Here is a 16,099-nt window from a genome sequence, read left to right on the forward strand (position 1 = left end):
GCTGGTGATTAGCGCATTCCTCCCACGTTAATCGCACTGGACAGCAAAGAAGAGCCGGACGAAGAACCGGACTGTGATGTAAGGTAATACGCCATGAGCGAAGCACTTTCCATGATTGGTGACAACGAGCTTGTTGATGTTGTCGCTGCCCGTGACGACAGCACCAAGAAGACCCAGTTCACGATCGGGGATCTTGCGAAGGAATTCAAATGCACCCTTCGCACCCTGCGCTTTTACGAAGACAAGGGGCTCCTGAACCCGAAACGCGACGGCATGAACCGGGTCTATACCCGCCGGGACCGGGCGCGCCTGAAACTTGTTCTCATGGGCAAGAGCGTCGGCTTCTCCCTGTCGGAAATCCGCGACATGCTCGATCTTTATGACTTGCGCGACGGTCAGGTAACCCAGCTCCGGGTTGCCTTGTCCAGATTTCAGGAACAGATCCATGTTCTGGAAAACCAGCGCAAGGACATCGAACAGGCGATCGAGGAATTGTCCCGGACGGTCGAAATCGTCGGCGGCATGCTGAAACACAAGGAAGCCGAAGAGGAAAGCGGGGCCTGAGGCCAGCTTCCGGTCCTTAATCTTTTGAAAACCCGGCTGACCTCGGCCGGGTTTTTTTTCGAACCAGTTTCAAAGGCGTCGGCCGACCGTGCCCAATCGACATGGCCTGAACGGGTTTTCAGGTTGCCAAGAGGACGGGGCGCCTGGCGTGTCCGGGTTGGTCCCGGCCCCGAAAGGCGGTGCGGAAGGATATGCTCACGGAACGGGCGCACTCTCAACCAAAGTGGCGTCAACAATGGCGGCTTCTGCGTGACGGAGCCGCAAGCCGTGAATGTCCAGTTGCCGGCAAACCTCGTCCAGAAGCGTTTCGTAGATCCCGCCTGAGACCAATAACCGGCGAAACCGGAAATGTATGTGTTCGCCGGGCACTTCTTCATGGAAGTCGAGCCCGCAAAACAGCATGAAATCCAGCCGGACTTTCAGGGCGCGCTCCAGTTCCTGATCGGTAAGCCCATGCCAATGCGCCAACAGCAGGCATTTGAGCAATACCAACGGTTCATAGACCTGAAGGTCCTTGTGAATGCCGCTTGAGTGTTTCGTGCCAGTCCTCAGGATCGCCAAAACGGCATCCCAATTCACCAATCGATCGACCTTGGCCAAGACATTCTCCGGTTCAACCCGGCGATGCGCTTGATGCAGAAAGCCATCAATATAATCCCGCTGATGACGGGACGGGTGAAACCGGTTTCGAACCCGGATCGAATGCCAAACAGTCGCCAAACGCGTTTCCGTGGCATGATTGCCTTCGCGGTCCAGCCTTGCAATTGCCTCTGACAAGCGCTTTTGCAAGGAACCAACCACCATACCCAAAAGAAGTATCACGAACCCGAGCATCGCATGTAACTCTGGCTTCTCCTTGTAAGCAATCCATCCAAGCAAACCCGAAAACGCGATGTAGGAATAGTAAAAAGGGGTCAAGAAAGCCGGAGAATGAACATGCTTGTAGGCCAGGGATCGAAAAATCTGATTCCCTACAGTGCCGATACCAAGAACCATGAAAATCTCGATGATCTCGAAGTCACCGGCCGCCCCGGCCGGGCCGCTGACTGGAGCGGCAGAAGTAAACCCGGGCATGTTCTGGCCAGCCACAAGAAACAGGTTTGCCAAGGCCAACAGGCTGCAGATTGCATATGTAACGAAGCCGATCGCTAGCGCGTCCGCCTGCCGGGTTTGCTTGTGCTGGACAGTTTGCGAACATCCATTCAGCAACCCTGCCAAAAAGCCAAAAACAACATAGCCCTTTAGTCCGGCCGCCGGATCAAGCATCACAAGCACACCCGTGAAACTGATCGCAATCGCCAGCAGGGTCATGGCGGAGAGGCTGATTCCAAAAAAAAGACGCGACAGGAAAGGCACGAAAAGGCCCGATGTTGCGTAGAGCGTTGTCGCAATCAATAAAGAACCATGCTGGAGCGCCAGAAAATAGAATATCTGCCCGAGAAAAACAAAAAGCGCCCGGATGGCGTGATAGTTCCAGCGGCCCCATAGGATGGCCTCCCGCCGGACGGCCAGAATTGCGATTGAAAACAGGGCAAAGGGAGCAAGGAAGCGCAGGAACATCGCTTCCGGCACTGCCATATAGCGCAAGATCAGCTGGATGGAGAAAGCCACGCCGACCACACAGACTGCGGCTAACAGAATGAACCCAATACTGATTATGGCCTGGCGCACACTATGTATCGCGCTTTCCGTCATAACGGTCTGCCAGCGGTTCGGGCCGGTCTACAGATTGCCGCCCGCCATCGGGAGCGCTTCGACCGACCACCGCGAAATGGTATGCAGCAGTATGCAATTCAATTGGCGTATTTTTAATTTCAGGCAATTTTGCCCAAATCCGACCGCGACATTGCGAAGTCGTTACTCCAAATCGCCCCAAAACGGGTATATTATACGAAAATATCGGCCCCATTCCGTTGGGACACCCCTTGTCCGAATTTCAGAACGCCCGTATATATTGCTGCAAGGTGACGTTTACGGAAACGTCATGCGATATAACTGAGCGGCTTATCTGGGAGGATTTCCATGCCGAGCTACAGCGCACCTGTTGATGATACCCTCTTTCTTTTGAATGACGTGATGGGCTACGAGCGCCTGTCGAACCTGCGCGGGTTCGGCGATGCCACGCCGGATGTTGTCGAAGCGATCCTGCGCGAAGGCGCAAAGCTCGCAGAAGAAGTCATGTTCCCTGTGAACCAGTCCGGTGACCAGGAAGGCTGCGTGCGCAACGACGACGGCACGGTCACCGTTCCCAAAGGCTTCAAGGAAGCTTACGACACATTCTGCGAAGGCGGCTGGGGCACGCTTTCCGCTGATCCGGAATATGGCGGACAGGGTCTGCCGCACGCGCTTACCGCGATGTTCAACGAGTACGCGTCTTCCGCAAACATGGCGCTGGCCATGTATCCGGGCCTGACCGCCGGCGCGGTGGCAGCGCTTCAGGTGCACGCGACCGACGAGATCAAGCAGAAGTACCTGCCGAACATGATTTCCGGCAAGTGGACCGGCACCATGAACCTGACCGAGCCGCATTGCGGTACGGATCTGGGCATGATCCGCACCAAGGCGGTTCCGCAGGCCGACGGCTCCTACAAGATTTCCGGCACCAAGATCTTCATCTCCGCCGGTGAGCACGGGATGGCCGAAAACATCGTCCATCTGGTTCTGGCGCGCATCGAAGGCGCTCCGGAAGGCGTCAAGGGCATTTCCCTGTTCGTCGTTCCGCGCAACGAGATCCATGAAGACGGCTCCGTTGGCGAGCGCAACGGCGTGTCCTGCGGCTCGATCGAGCACAAGATGGGCATCAACGGCAACGCGACCTGCGTCATGAACTATGACGATGCGACCGGCTGGCTCGTCGGCACCGAGAACAAGGGCCTGCGCGCCATGTTCGTGATGATGAACGAAGCCCGCCTCGGCGTGGCCGTTCAGGGTCTGGCCCAGTCCGAGATCGCTTATCAGAACGCGGTCGAATACGCCAAGGACCGCATTCAGGGCCGCGCATTGACCGGTCCGAAGTCGCCGGACAAGGCCGCCGACCCGATCATCGTGCACCCGGATGTCCGCCGCACGCTGATGCAGATCCGCTCCTTCAACGAGGCAGCCCGCGCCCTGATCATCTGGACCGCGCTGCATGGTGACATTTCCCACCGCTCCGAAGACGAAGGCGAGCGCCAGTTCTCCGACGACATGATGGGCCTGATGACCCCGGTCCTGAAGGGTGTCCTGACCGACATCGGCTTTGCCAATGCCGTCAACGCTCAGCAGATGTATGGCGGTCACGGCTACATCAAGGAATGGGGTATGGACCAGTACGTCCGCGACGCCCGTATTGCCATGATCTATGAAGGCGCCAACGGCGTTCAGGCGCTTGACCTGGTCGGCCGCAAGCTGCCGGCCAATGGCGGCCGCGCCGTCATGGCCTTCTTCAAGGAAGTCGGCGACTTCCTGAAGGACAACAAGGAAAACGAAGGTCTGGCACCGTTCACCGGTCCGCTCAAGAAGGGCCTCGATGACCTGCAGCAGGCCACCATGTGGTTCATGCAGAATGCCATGGCAAAGCCGGACAATGCCGGTGCGGGCTCCAACGAGTACATGCACCTGTTCGGTCTGGTGGCTCTCGGCTACATGTGGGCCAAGATCGCCAAGGTCGCCCAGGAGCAGGTCTCTGCGGGCGCCAACGGCAAGGAAGACTGGCTGCAGAACAAGCTGACCTTCGGCCGCTACTACATGGAACGCACCATGCCGGAAACTTCGGCCCATCTGGCCCGGATCCAGACCGGTGCAGACACCATGATGGCAGTCAACGCCGAGGCGTTTTAAGCCACACCCGGCCCGGGCAACCGGGCCGGCCGCTTGACCCGCGCAAGTCCGCACCGGTCTCCCGAACAGACACCGGCGCGCTTGTCAGGGAGATCTTAAAAAATGGCCGAGTACACACTGCACTGCTTTGCGCAGTCTGGTTATTCTTACAAGGTTGCACTCATGCTGGAGCTGTCCGGCGCGAGCTGGGAACCGGTTTATACAGATTACTTTAAAGGCCAGACACGTACGGTTGATTTTCGGGAGACCATGAACGAGATGGGAGAAGTTCCCGTTCTCAAGCATGGGCCAACCCGCCTGACGCAATCGGGTGTGATCCTCGACTATCTTACCGAAACCCTTGGAACATTCGGCTGGAACGACAATACCGAGCGCCGGGAAATCCTGCGCTGGATACTGTTCGATAACCACAAATTGTCGGGGTATCTGGGCCCGCTGCGCTTTCTCCGCTGCTTTACCGGCAACGGGGAGACGGACGTGACCAAATGGCTGGAAGGCCGCGCGGTCAATGCCCATGAGGTGCTGGACAAGCACCTTCAGGGAAAACCGTTCGTTGTTGGAAACCGTCCGACAATCGCCGATCTGTCGCTGTGCGGATACCTGTTCTGGCCGGACGAAATCGGGATCGATTTTACACCGTATCCCAACATCAACCGCTGGCTCTCCGGGCTTCAAGACTTGCCCGGCTGGAAAGCGCCTTATGACCTCATGCCCGGACATCCCCTGCCCGTATCTGCATGAAATCATAAAATAACCTGGAGGATGGAATGCCTGAAGCTTACATTTATGACCACGTGCGCACGCCGCGCGGTCGCGGCAAAAAAGACGGCTCCTTGCACGAAGTGCCGGCCGTTCGTCTGGCCGCAACCGCTCTGGAAGCCCTGCGTGACCGCAACAGCCTCGACACCAAGAAGGTGGACGACGTCGTTCTCGGCTGTGTCGACCCGGTCGGCGAAGCTGGTGGCGACATTGCCCGCGCAGCCGTGTTTGCAGCCGGTTACGACCGCGCCGTTCCGGGCATGCAGATCAACCGCTTCTGCGCTTCCGGCCTCGATGCGGTCAACATGGCCTCTGCTCAGGTGATGTCCGGCCAGCACAAGCTGGTGATTGCAGGTGGCGTGGAAAGCATGAGCCGCGTTGGTCTCGGTGCTTCCGGTGGCGCATGGCCGATCGAGCCGCAGGTTGCCATCCCGTCCTACTTCATGCCGCAGGGCGTCTCCGCCGACCTGATTGCAACCAAATACGGCTTCACCCGCGACGAAGCCGATGCCTATGCGATCCAGAGCCAGCAGCGCGCTGCCAAGTCCTGGGAAGAAGGGCGCTTCGAGAAGTCCATCGTTCCGGTCAAGGACGTCAACGGCATCACCATCCTCGACAAGGATGAGCACATGCGGCCCGAGACCGACATGCAGTCGCTCGGCAGCCTGAACCCGTCCTTCGAGATCATGGGCTCCATGGGCGGCTTCGACGCTGTCGGCATCCAGGCTCATCCGGAACTGGAAAAGGTCAACCACATCCACCACGCCGGTAACTCCTCCGGTATCGTGGACGGTGCTGCCGCGATCCTGATCGGTTCGCGCACCGCAGGCAAGTCCGCCGGCCTGAAGCCGCGTGCCCGCATCAAGGCTTTCGCCAATATCGGTTCCGAACCGGCCCTGATGCTGACCGGCCCGGTCGACGTGACCGAAAAGCTCCTGAAGAACGCCAGGATGGAGCTCAAGGACATCGACCTGATCGAAATCAACGAAGCGTTCGCTTCCGTTGTTCTGCGCTACCAGCAGGCGTTCGACCTCGATCCGGAAACTGTCAACGTCAATGGCGGCGCGATCGCCATGGGTCACCCGCTTGGTGCCACCGGCGCCATGATTCTCGGAACCGTTCTGGACGAACTGGAGCGCCGCGATCTCAACACTGCTCTCGTAACCCTTTGCATCGGTGCCGGCATGGGCACTGCAACGATCATCGAGCGCGTCTGAGACCTTTGCGGAGGAGATAAAAACAATGGCTTACAAGAATTTCACCATCGAAACCGATTCTGACGGGTTCGCGGTCGTTACCTGGGACATGCCGGGCAAGTCCATGAACGTGATCGATCTGTCGGTCATGGAAGACCTCGACGTTCTCGTCGACGACATCGTCAAGGACGACGCCATCAAGGGCGTGGTGATCACCTCGGGCAAGGACGCCTTTTCCGGCGGTGCCGACCTCACCATGCTGGAAGGCCTGCTGAAGCAGTATCAGGCAGAAAAGGCCGAGAACGAGGAAGCAGCTGCCGAGAAACTGTTTGAAGGCGCGCGCAAGCTGAACCTGATCTACCGGAAGCTGGAAACCTGCGGCAAGCCGTTTGTGGCCACCGTCACCGGCAACTGCATGGGTGGCGGCACCGAGCTGGCCCTTGCCTGTCATGCCCGGATCGCAGCCGACGACGACAGCTTCAAGATCGGCCTGCCGGAAGTGAAGGTCGGCCTGTTCCCGGGTGCCGGCGGCACCCAGCGTGTCATGCGCATGGTCGACGGCCAGCAGGGCATGCAGTTCCTGATGCAGGGCAAGACCTTGCGGGCAAAGCAGGCAAAGTCGCTCGGCCTCGTCGACGACGTTGCAGCTCCGAAGAAGCTTGTCGAAGCTGCCAAGAAGATGCTTGCTGCCGGTGTTGACCCGGTCAAGCCGTGGGACAAGAAGGGCTTCAAGCTGCCGAACGGCAATGTCTATTCACCGAAGGGCTTCCAGTTCTGGCCGGCTGCAAACGCCATCTACCGGAAGGAAACTTTCGACAACTACCCGGGCATCCGTTACATGCTGCACGCGGTTGTCGAAGGTCTGCAGGTGCCGATGGACCTGGCGCTTCAGATCGAAAGCCGCTACTTCACCAAGGTGCTTCAGTCGCCGGAAGCCGGCAACATGATCCGGTCCCTGTTCGTCTCCATGCAGGAGCTGAACAAGCTGGCCCGCCGCCCTGTCGACCAGCGTCCGAACAAGATCAAGAAGCTCGGCGTTCTGGGTGCAGGCTTCATGGGTGCAGGCATTGCCTATGTCACAGCGAAGGCCGGAATCGACGTGGTTCTCATCGACCGCGATCAGGAAGCTGCCGACAAGGGCAAGGCCCATTCCGACGGCATCCTGACCAAGGCTGTCCAGCGCGGCCGGTCCACGGAAGACGAGAAGCAGAAGGTTCTCGACCGCATCACCGCGACCACCGATTACGACCAGCTTGCAGATTGTGATCTGGTGATCGAGGCCGTGTTCGAGGATCGCGACATCAAGAAGGTCGTGACCGAGAAGGCGGAAGCGGTCATGAAGTCGCGGGCGATCTACGCGTCCAACACCTCGACCCTGCCGATCTCCTCGCTTGCCGAGGCATCCCAGCGTCCGAAGAACTTCATCGGCATTCACTTCTTCTCGCCGGTCGACAAGATGATGCTGGTCGAAGTGATCATGGGCAAGAAGACCTCTGACCGCGCGCTTGCCATGGCCCTTGACTACATCAAGGCCATCAAGAAGACCCCGATCGTCGTCAACGACAGCCGTGGCTTCTACACCTCCCGCGTGGTGATGACCTATGTCCGCGAAGGCCTGATGATGCTGGCCGACGGCGTACCGGCTGCGATGATCGAAAATGCAGGCCGCATGGCCGGCATGCCGGTCGGACCGCTGTCGCTCGGCGACGAAGTGGCCCTCGACCTTGCATGGAAGATCGTGTCCGCAACCAAGAAGGACCTTGGCGTCAAGTATGTTGAAGGCCCGCTCGACAACATTCTCGAAGAGATGGTGATCAAGCAGGAGCGCTTCGGCCGCAAGAACAGCAAGGGCTTCTACGACTACAAGGGCAAGGAAAAGAGCCTGTGGCCGGGGATCCCGGACGTTGTCGGCCAGCCGAAGTCCGCAGACACTTTCGACGTTGAGGAGCTCAAGCAGCGTCTTCTGGTCATGCAGGCCCTTGAAACGGCCCGCATCTTTGAAGAAAACTGCCTGACCGACGTGCGTGAAGCTGATGTCGGCTCGATCCTCGGCTTCGGCTTTGCTCCTTACACCGGCGGCACGCTGAGCTACATCGACATGATGGGCACGGCCGAGTTCGTGGAGCTCTGCAAGAAGTTCACCCGCAAGTGGGGTCCGCGCTTCAAGCCGAACAAGCAGCTGCGCGAAATGGCCAAGACCGGCGAAACCTACTACGGCAAGTTCCCGCCGAAGGCACAGGTTGCAGCCGAGACCGCCGAAGACAGCGAAGCTGCAGAAGCGGCATAAGCCCCGTCTTCAAGCTTCTTGAAACCCAAGATCCGCCGCGCCTCCCGCGCGGCGGATTTTTTTTGAGTCCAAGGGACCAGCCCGGGCAATGATGATTCCAGAGATCTCTGCAGATTGTTCAGCTTGAACGGCGTTGCACTTCGCGCCTAAATTCACCTGTCCCTCACGAAGGGAATGACAATGGGCCGAATTGCCGTGTTTAAACTCAGTCTTCAGAGGTTTCGGCGTTAAACCGCAAGACCTGCGCGGAGATCAACACCCGGGCACCAGCAGACACAAAACACACGGCGGCGAAGATCCAGGCGATCACTGCAAAGGCGGAGGGCCAGAGGCACATCAGCACGAAGACGGCAATCGTCTCGGTGCCCTCGGCCAGCCCGCCCAGATAGTAGAGCGACTTGCTGCCCTGCCGCGCGGTGCTCAGGCCGCGTTTTTCCGCCATGATCGCGAAGCTCAGGAAGGCCGAGCCGTTGGCGTAGAAACTGAGCAGCAGGGCTGAAGCTGCCAGCGCATTGGCCTCCGGGTTGTGCAAGGCGAAGGCGAATGGGATCGAGCCGTAAAAGAAGAAATCGAGCACGATGTCGAGATAGCCGCCCAGATCGCTTTTGCCGGATGCCCGGGCAACGGCACCGTCGAGCCCGTCCGCGATCCGATTGAGGCCGATCAGGATCAGCGACACGATTGTGGCTTCGAACGCGACCGCAACTGCGGCTGCAAGGCCGATCACAAAACCTGCGATGGTGACCGCGTTTGCCGAAATGCCCCGGGAGGCGAGAAGGCGCCCGAGGGCGTTGAGGGGCGGATCGATGAGGGGCCGGACCTTGGCGTCGAACATGAAGGGGCTGTGTTTCTCTGGTTCAAGCGAAATGTGAAGGCAGATATGCGAAAATCGGATGCAATCAGCAAGACAGCCCCTTTCACGGATGCGTCATCGGTCCTATAAGCGGCGCGGAATTTGGGAATGTGTGGGTAAACGAGAAACCGCACGGGAGCGGAGCGTCTGGCAATCATGTATCGAGCCGTGACAAACGGAATTGAGGTCTCTGTCGAGCCATATTATCTGGACGACGAGTCCGCACCGGAAAAGAGCGAATACATCTGGGCCTATATGGTCGAGATCAAGAATATCAGCGACCAGACGGTGCAGTTGAAAAACCGGTACTGGCGGATCATGGACGGGCTGGGCCGGGTCGAGGAAGTCCGTGGGCCGGGGGTGGTTGGCGAGCAACCTGTTCTGGCACCGGGTGACACGTACGAGTATTCTTCCGGCTGCCCGCTTTCGACCGATTCGGGTTTCATGGAAGGCAGCTACGAAATGGAACGCGACGACGGCACCCGCTTCGACGTTGCCATTCCCGCCTTCTCGCTCGATCTGCCGGATGCGGTGCGCAGCATGAACTGACACGGTCTGCCAAGCCCAAAGAGGCTGGTTTCGCCCCCCTTTTCGTCATCCCGGCCAAGAAAAGCGCAGAGCCGGGATCGGAGATCCACGGAACCCGCTGGCGCACCGGCCCTCAGATCCCGCATGAAGCCGCTGGCTTTTGCGGGATGACCGGGGAGATGCAAGGCACATTCGAAGGTTATGGCGAGGATGCCATTCAAGGCTCCGCCGACGCCCAGGCTTCAAGGTTCGCATCGCGCACCTGACGCAGATCGGTGACACCTTCCCGGTCGAGCCTTGCCGACAGGCCTTCGAGAATGTCGCGCGCCAGCTTGGGCCCCTGATAGACAAGTGCCGAATAGACCTGCAACAGGTCGGCACCGGCCGTGATCTTGGTCCAGGCCGTGTCCGCACTGTCGATCCCGCCAACCCCGACGATCGGCAGATCGGGTCCTGCCATCTTGCGCGCCCTCGCGGTGACAATGGTCGCCCGCCGGAACAGCGGCGTACCAGACAAGCCGCCGGCTTCCTTTGCGGTTGTTGTGTCGGCAAGGCCATCGCGCGAAAGCGTGGTGTTGGAGACGATCAGGCCATCGACAGCCTTGTCGAGCACCTCCTCGACCACATCGCGCAGGTCCTCATCAACGATATCGGGGGCGATCTTGAGCAGGACCGGAACCTTGCGCCCAATTTTCAGGGTTTCCGTATCCCGGGCCTGCATGACGCCCTGAAGCAATTCGGCAAGAGCACCGCGCGCCTGAAGATTGCGCAAGCCCGGTGTGTTTGGGGATGACACATTGACCGTGAAATAGGACGCAAGACCGGCAAAGGCATGGATGCCCGTCACATAGTCGGCGACCCGGTCGCTCGCGTCCTTGTTGGCACCGACATTGACCCCGACAATGCCGCCCTTGGCCTTGCGGGCCTCCAGCTTCGCCCGCAAGGCCTCATGGCCGTCGTTGTTGAAACCATACCGGTTGATCACGCCCTTGTCGGCGGGCAAGCGGAACACCCGGGGCTTCGGATTGCCCGGTTGCGGTTTCGGCGTGACCGATCCGACTTCGGTGAAGCCGAACCCCAGACGCAGGACCGCATCGGGCACATCGCCGTTCTTGTCAAAGCCGGCTGCCATGCCAAGCGGGTTCGGGAAGGTAAGGTCCCAGAGCTGACGTTTCAGGCGCGGATCCCGGTCGCCTGCAAAACAGCCGCCAAACCCCGCCTTCAGGGTCTTGAGTGTCACGTTGTGGGCTGTTTCCGCGTCCAGTTGATGCAGCCCCGCCAAAGCAAACCGTTCAAGAAGGGATCTGCTCATTGACCGAGCTCCGGAAAGCGATGGCTTCCATCCGCATCGAGCGGCAGGGCCCGGACCCACAAGGCCCGGTCCACCGGCACGCCGGCATAAAGATGCGGAAACAGCGCGCCACCGCGCGACGGCTCCCACTTGAGCGCTTCCCCGAAGACCTCCGCCTCAAAGGCGATCAGCAGGAGGTCGCTCTGCCCCTTGAAGTGCCTGGCGGCCGTTTCACGCACCTGGTCAGCGGTCGAGAAATGGATAAAGCCGTCGGCAACATCCACCGGCGCACCGTCAAACGTTCCGCCTGCTTCGGCATCCCGCCAGAGCGCTTCCGGCATGATCTTGTAAATGATGGTCATTCGGTTCCGCTGCCCCTGTCTGTGTTCCGAAGTCCACCTATCGGAAGGCGGTGCGCCTTTCAAGGCTTGATCCGGCATCGCTCACCGGCCTGCCGCAGCGCCCTCAAAAAGCCGGTTTCAGCGGGTCTTTCTCGGCCTTTGACAGGAATTCCTGCCTCGATAGAATGCGTCTCAGGCATTTATTCCTGCTCACTGCGAAGGGTTTTCCTGGAGACCGGTCATGCTATCCCATAAACAGGTCTGGGCAGCCATTGACGCGCTGGCCGTCAGGCATGGCTTTTCACCCTCCGGCCTTGCCCGCCGCGCAGGCCTTGACCCGACCACCTTCAACCCGTCGAAACGATTTGCCAGTGACGGCCGCCCGCGCTGGCCCTCGACAGAGTCGCTTGCCAAGGTGCTGGAAGCAACGGGAGAAACCCCGTTCCAGTTCATGAAGTTCCTGGACAGCACTCAACACCGCAGCCAGCCCCCTGATGAGCGCTCCCGCGGCAGCCGGCTTGTTCCGATTGCCGGTCTGGACAAGGCCGCCCTGCCGGAAGCCTTCGACCGGAGCGGGGTGCCGTCAGGGTCGGACTGGCAGAACATCGCCTTTCCGGATCCGGCCTGCAACGGCCTGTTCGCGCTTGAGGTCGCCGGAGACCGGTTTCTTCCCGTCTATCGCGACGGTGATGTTGTGGTTGCCCAGCCAGGCTCCGCGATCCGGCGCGGCGACCGGGTGATCGTCAAGACCGCTGATGGCACCTTGACGATTCTGATCCTCCATCGCCATACCGCCTCACGGACCGAGTTCAAGAGCCTGGCCGGTAACGGCACGCCCCCCTGCATTCAGCACTCGGATATCTTATGGATTGCGCGTATCATATGGGCCAGCCAATAGCCCGGAATGGATCATGGCAAGATTATCGTTACGCTCTCTGGCCGGTCCGGTCCTCGTTGTGCTGGCAAGCGCTGCTGCCGTTGGGTGGCTGGTCTTGAGCAAACCGGATGAAACCGCCGGCCGGCACGTTCGCTTGACCGACACTAGCAGCAAGGGAACGCCCGCACGCCAACCGGAAAACACGGTTTCCCCCACCGCAGGTGCCACCGCCGCAAGACAGGTACCCCTGCCGTCGCAGATCCGGAATGTCTCACCCGAGGGGGTCAGCACCCCCGCAGTGACGGGCAGCCTGAAGCGGGTCGCGCCCTCCGACACCTATCAGAACCTGCTCAATCCGCCCATCGAACCGGTTCCCGACGGCCCACTCGACATCCGGCGCCCGCAGGTGATCAATGCGGGGCTTTTGAAAACAGACGACCTGACCATCCGCCTCGCCGGGATCGAGCCGCTCGCCGCCGATGAGACCTGCCTCTCCCGTCTTGGCGGAACCTGGCCGTGCGGCGCCCGGGCGCGGACCTCCCTGCGCGGGCTGGTACGGATGTTTGCGATCACTTGCGAAAAGCAGGCGGAAACGGGTCCTCGCGAAATCACGGCGGTGTGTACCCGGCGCAGCATCAATTTGGGAGAATGGCTCGTCGAGCACGGCTGGGCGCGGGCATCCGGCACCGCACCGGCCCATTATCACGAACTGGAGGCGCAGGCGAAAGAACGCAAGATCGGCCAATGGCAGTCGGAGTGGATCGGCCTTCTCGACCAGCCCGTGGCCGGGACGACGGTTCCGCCGGGCGCTGACCTTCCCCCGGACATTGCCGAGTTTCTGGGAGAGACCGGCGAGAGCCTGCTCGACGGCTCGTTTTCAAGCCCGTTCGATCTTCCCGATCCCGCCGAAGACAACGCCGCGACCGGCAACGAGCCTGAAAACACGGCCCCCCTGAGCGGGGCTGGAACAGCCGCCGCCCAGAGGCCCGGTAACACCCTGCCCGAGACCGGAGGGTATCAGACCGGATCGCCGCTTTACTGAGTGTTCAGCTCACCGGCAAGCGCCTTGGCAATCAGCGCCCGGGTTTCGGTGATGCCGTAAAGCGCCACGAAGGACCCGAACCGCGGCCCGCGCTCCTGGCCAAGCAGCAGCTGGTAAAGCGCGGAGAACCAGGCAACCGAGACGCCCGGGCCGCCATCCGGGCCCTTCTTCTTCGGATCCTGATAGCGCTCGATCCCGCGGGCGACATCCAGAACCGCGTCCTGAATGACATTGCCGTCCGCATCCGCAGGCAGGGCCGCAAGCTTGGCATCCAGCTCCTCAAGAGCGGCCCGCTCGACCTCGTCCGGCGTCTTGAACGACTTGTTCGGCTTGACGAAATCGTCGAAGTAACGGATCGCGAAGCCGACCAGCTGATCCAGATGCGGATGCGTCCCGGCGGTCACCCCCGGCGCATAGCGGGAAATGAAGGCCCACAGCACGTCCTTGTTTTCCGCATTGGACGCCGACACCAGATTGAGCAGCATCGCAAAGGGCACCGGCATGTCGAGCTCCGGCACGCTACCGGAGTGAATGTGCCAGGACGGATTGCCGAGCTGCTGTTCGACGGGCATTGCCGGGAACTTGGTGGTGAAGGTGTAATACTCATCCACCGCCTTCGGGATCACGTCGAAATGCAGCTTCTTTGCCGTGCGCGGCTTCTGGAACATGTAGAGCGCCAGGCTTTCGGACGGTGCATAGGTCAGCCACTCGTCGATCGACAGGCCGTTGCCCTTGGACTTGGAGATCTTTTCGCCCTTGTCGTCCAGGAACAGCTCATAGACATAATGCTCCGGCGCAACCCCGCCCAGAACCTTGCAGATCTTGTCGTAGACGGCCATGTTCGGGCCGTGATCCTTGCCGAACATCTCGAAATCGACGCCAAGGGCGGCCCAGCGGGCACCGAAATCCGGCTTCCACTGCAGCTTCACGTTGCCGCCGGTCACAGACAGGGTGACATCCGTGCCGTCTTCGTCCTCGAAGGTGATCGTGCCGTCCTTGGCGTTCACATCCTTCATCGGCACGTAGAGCACCCGGCCCGAACTCGGCGAGATCGGCAGGAATGGCGAATAGGTCGCCTGACGCTCCTCGCCGAGGGTCGGCAGCATCACGTCCATGATCTTTTGGTAGCGCTCGACGGCACGCAGCAGCACCTCGTCGAACTGGCCGGACTTGTAGAAGTCCGTTGCCGAGATGAATTCGTATTCGAAGCCGAACGTGTCGAGGAAGCGGCACAGCATGGCGTTGTTGTGGCCGGCAAAGCTTTTCTCTTCACCGCCGAACGGGTTCGGAACAACGGTCAGCGGCATTTGCAGATAGGGTTCCAGCGCAGCCTTGTCCGGCACATTGTCCGGGATCTTGCGCATCCCGTCCATATCGTCGGAAAAGCAGATCAGCCGGGTCGGGATCTTGTCTTCGGTCAACAGCCGGAAGGCGGTGCGCACCATGGTGGTGCGGGCCACCTCGCCGAATGTGCCCAGATGCGGCAGGCCGGACGGGCCGTAGCCGGTCTCGAACAGAACCGGACGCGACGGATCCCGCTTCTCGATGCGTTTCACCAGTTTTCGCGCTTCCTCGAACGGCCAGGCTTTGGAGGTTTGGGCCGCCGCGACGCATTCAGGCGAAAGATCCAGTGTCGGCAGGGATTGATCGGTCATGATGGTGGTACAGTTCTGTTTTCGGGTAAAATTCAAGGGAATGCGTGCCGGACAGTTTTTCAAGGGTCCCCCGGCAGAGCGCGGCGACACTAGAAAAGTGCCGGCCCCGCGTCAATAAAATGTCGCCCTTGCCTGACTTGAAGCTTCCCCAAGGAGCGGCTATGCCTCAAGGAGAACACACGCGCAGCGCCGTTTAAAAGGCAGAAAGTCATTATGAAAGACGCATTAAGCATTCAGGAAGCACTGGTCTACGTCATGGTCATCATGTCGGCGGCCGACAACAAGATGACCGACGCCGAATTGTCGTCGATCGGCGAGATGGTCAAGACCCTGCCGGTTTTCACGGCCTATAACGACAATGACGTGCTTCCGGCCGCCCAGCGCTGCGGTGACATCCTGCAAGAATCCAATGGACTGGATTCGCTGCTGGAATTGATCGCGAACACGATCCCGAAGCGCCTTTACGACACGGCCTACGCCCTTGCCGTCGATGTGGCGGCTGCGGATCTGGACCTGCGCCAGGAAGAGCTGCGCCTTCTCCAGATGCTGCGCGACCGGTTTGACCTCGACAAGCTCACGGTTGCCGCCATCGAGCGTGCTGCCCAGGCCCGCCACCGCACGCTCTGACCAGCCATAGCCCGTTGCAGCCGCCCCGGAGACACAGCCTGTCTTGCCGGGGCGGGCATTGCGGGTTTCCTGACTATTTCCGATATTTTGAGCTTGGTGGATTCAGCCGCGAAGGGCCACAAGGCAACGGCCAGGTTCGGGTCGCCATAAGGGATTGAATGTCAAAATCGCTGCAGATTGAGCGACTTGCCGGTCGTGATTTTCACGCAGCGGTGCACATTGCACTCGTCGTTACCCAGCCCAAAACCCGCCGCGGGCGG

General features: G+C 60.1%; 14 protein-coding genes. 9 read left to right on the forward strand and 5 right to left on the reverse strand.

Annotation, left to right across the window (positions count from 1 at the left end):
• The first annotated feature begins 93 nt into the window (after nt 1-93).
• Nucleotides 94-564, forward strand: a complete 471-nt coding sequence (locus E1297_RS29940) for a MerR family DNA-binding transcriptional regulator (protein ID WP_155144645.1) — start codon at nt 94-96, stop codon at nt 562-564.
• Nucleotides 565-759: 195 nt separating this feature from the next.
• Here E1297_RS29940 and E1297_RS29945 read toward each other — a convergent pair whose 3' ends face one another.
• Nucleotides 760-2,259, reverse strand: coding sequence for an EamA family transporter (locus E1297_RS29945; protein WP_155144646.1), 1,500 nt, complete (start codon nt 2,257-2,259; stop codon nt 760-762).
• Between the two features lie 327 nt (nt 2,260-2,586).
• Between E1297_RS29945 and E1297_RS29950 the strand changes: the two genes are divergently transcribed.
• The 4 genes from E1297_RS29950 to E1297_RS29965 all read left to right on the forward strand — a co-directional run bounded on the left by E1297_RS29950 (nt 2,587) and on the right by E1297_RS29965 (nt 8,625).
• On the forward strand, nt 2,587-4,383 hold the full coding sequence (locus E1297_RS29950; protein ID WP_155144647.1) for an acyl-CoA dehydrogenase C-terminal domain-containing protein: 1,797 nt from the start codon (nt 2,587-2,589) through the stop codon (nt 4,381-4,383).
• A 102-nt stretch (nt 4,384-4,485) separates the two neighbouring features.
• Nucleotides 4,486-5,124: a glutathione S-transferase family protein gene (locus E1297_RS29955; protein WP_155144648.1), complete on the forward strand. Its 639-nt coding sequence runs from the start codon at nt 4,486-4,488 to the stop codon at nt 5,122-5,124.
• Nucleotides 5,125-5,150: 26 nt separating this feature from the next.
• Nucleotides 5,151-6,359 carry an acetyl-CoA C-acetyltransferase gene (locus tag E1297_RS29960; protein ID WP_155144649.1) on the forward strand — a complete coding sequence of 403 codons (1,209 nt, stop codon included), beginning with the start codon at nt 5,151-5,153 and terminating at the stop codon, nt 6,357-6,359.
• Between the two features lie 25 nt (nt 6,360-6,384).
• The gene (locus E1297_RS29965; protein WP_155144650.1) at nt 6,385-8,625 is read left to right on the forward strand and encodes an FAD-dependent oxidoreductase; all 2,241 of its coding nucleotides are present in this window, start codon (nt 6,385-6,387) and stop codon (nt 8,623-8,625) included.
• Nucleotides 8,626-8,830: 205 nt separating this feature from the next.
• Here the strand turns inward: E1297_RS29965 and E1297_RS29970 are convergent, their stop codons facing one another.
• Complete coding sequence (locus E1297_RS29970) at nt 8,831-9,460, reverse strand: CDP-alcohol phosphatidyltransferase family protein (RefSeq protein ID WP_155144651.1); 630 nt, start codon at nt 9,458-9,460, stop codon at nt 8,831-8,833.
• A 174-nt stretch (nt 9,461-9,634) separates the two neighbouring features.
• Here E1297_RS29970 and apaG point away from each other — a divergent pair, with 174 nt between their 5' ends.
• Nucleotides 9,635-10,027 carry a Co2+/Mg2+ efflux protein ApaG gene (gene apaG / locus E1297_RS29975; RefSeq protein ID WP_155144652.1) on the forward strand — a complete coding sequence of 131 codons (393 nt, stop codon included), beginning with the start codon at nt 9,635-9,637 and terminating at the stop codon, nt 10,025-10,027.
• A gap of 196 nt (nt 10,028-10,223) precedes the next feature.
• On the opposite strand, the gene E1297_RS29980 is transcribed toward apaG, so the two are convergent.
• Nucleotides 10,224-11,318, reverse strand: coding sequence for a quinone-dependent dihydroorotate dehydrogenase (locus tag E1297_RS29980; protein WP_155144653.1), 1,095 nt, complete (start codon nt 11,316-11,318; stop codon nt 10,224-10,226).
• Nucleotides 11,315-11,659, reverse strand: coding sequence for a DUF952 domain-containing protein (locus tag E1297_RS29985; protein ID WP_155144654.1), 345 nt, complete (start codon nt 11,657-11,659; stop codon nt 11,315-11,317). Before E1297_RS29985 ends, E1297_RS29980 begins: the two co-directional genes overlap by 4 nt.
• A 220-nt stretch (nt 11,660-11,879) precedes the next feature.
• Between E1297_RS29985 and E1297_RS29990 the strand changes: the two genes are divergently transcribed.
• Nucleotides 11,880-12,536 (forward strand): helix-turn-helix transcriptional regulator, encoded by a 657-nt coding sequence (locus E1297_RS29990; protein WP_155144655.1) that lies wholly within the window; start codon nt 11,880-11,882, stop codon nt 12,534-12,536.
• A 13-nt stretch (nt 12,537-12,549) separates the two neighbouring features.
• Nucleotides 12,550-13,557, forward strand: coding sequence for a thermonuclease family protein (locus E1297_RS29995; protein WP_155144656.1), 1,008 nt, complete (start codon nt 12,550-12,552; stop codon nt 13,555-13,557).
• Here E1297_RS29995 and E1297_RS30000 read toward each other — a convergent pair.
• Nucleotides 13,551-15,212 carry a lysine--tRNA ligase gene (locus tag E1297_RS30000; RefSeq protein ID WP_155144657.1) on the reverse strand — a complete coding sequence of 554 codons (1,662 nt, stop codon included), beginning with the start codon at nt 15,210-15,212 and terminating at the stop codon, nt 13,551-13,553. The genes E1297_RS29995 and E1297_RS30000 overlap by 7 nt on opposite strands.
• A 213-nt stretch (nt 15,213-15,425) precedes the next feature.
• On the opposite strand from E1297_RS30000, the gene E1297_RS30005 reads away from it, so the two are divergent.
• Nucleotides 15,426-15,839: a tellurite resistance TerB family protein gene (locus E1297_RS30005; protein ID WP_155144658.1), complete on the forward strand. Its 414-nt coding sequence runs from the start codon at nt 15,426-15,428 to the stop codon at nt 15,837-15,839.
• Nucleotides 15,840-16,099 lie beyond the last annotated feature (260 nt).

The organism is Roseibium sp. RKSG952 (assembly GCF_009711355.1).

Coding starts and splice junctions, on each gene's coding strand:
- E1297_RS30005 (WP_155144658.1), top strand. CDS start 15,426: ATGAAAGACGCATTAAGCATTCAGGAAGCACTGGTCTACGTCATGGTC.
- E1297_RS29970 (WP_155144651.1), bottom strand. CDS start 9,460: ATGTTCGACGCCAAGGTCCGGCCCCTCATCGATCCGCCCCTCAACGCC.
- E1297_RS29955 (WP_155144648.1), top strand. CDS start 4,486: ATGGCCGAGTACACACTGCACTGCTTTGCGCAGTCTGGTTATTCTTAC.
- E1297_RS29980 (WP_155144653.1), bottom strand. CDS start 11,318: ATGAGCAGATCCCTTCTTGAACGGTTTGCTTTGGCGGGGCTGCATCAA.
- E1297_RS29985 (WP_155144654.1), bottom strand. CDS start 11,659: ATGACCATCATTTACAAGATCATGCCGGAAGCGCTCTGGCGGGATGCC.
- E1297_RS29960 (WP_155144649.1), top strand. CDS start 5,151: ATGCCTGAAGCTTACATTTATGACCACGTGCGCACGCCGCGCGGTCGC.
- E1297_RS29945 (WP_155144646.1), bottom strand. CDS start 2,259: ATGACGGAAAGCGCGATACATAGTGTGCGCCAGGCCATAATCAGTATT.
- apaG (WP_155144652.1), top strand. CDS start 9,635: ATGTATCGAGCCGTGACAAACGGAATTGAGGTCTCTGTCGAGCCATAT.
- E1297_RS30000 (WP_155144657.1), bottom strand. CDS start 15,212: ATGACCGATCAATCCCTGCCGACACTGGATCTTTCGCCTGAATGCGTC.
- E1297_RS29940 (WP_155144645.1), top strand. CDS start 94: ATGAGCGAAGCACTTTCCATGATTGGTGACAACGAGCTTGTTGATGTT.
- E1297_RS29990 (WP_155144655.1), top strand. CDS start 11,880: ATGCTATCCCATAAACAGGTCTGGGCAGCCATTGACGCGCTGGCCGTC.
- E1297_RS29950 (WP_155144647.1), top strand. CDS start 2,587: ATGCCGAGCTACAGCGCACCTGTTGATGATACCCTCTTTCTTTTGAAT.
- E1297_RS29995 (WP_155144656.1), top strand. CDS start 12,550: ATGGCAAGATTATCGTTACGCTCTCTGGCCGGTCCGGTCCTCGTTGTG.
- E1297_RS29965 (WP_155144650.1), top strand. CDS start 6,385: ATGGCTTACAAGAATTTCACCATCGAAACCGATTCTGACGGGTTCGCG.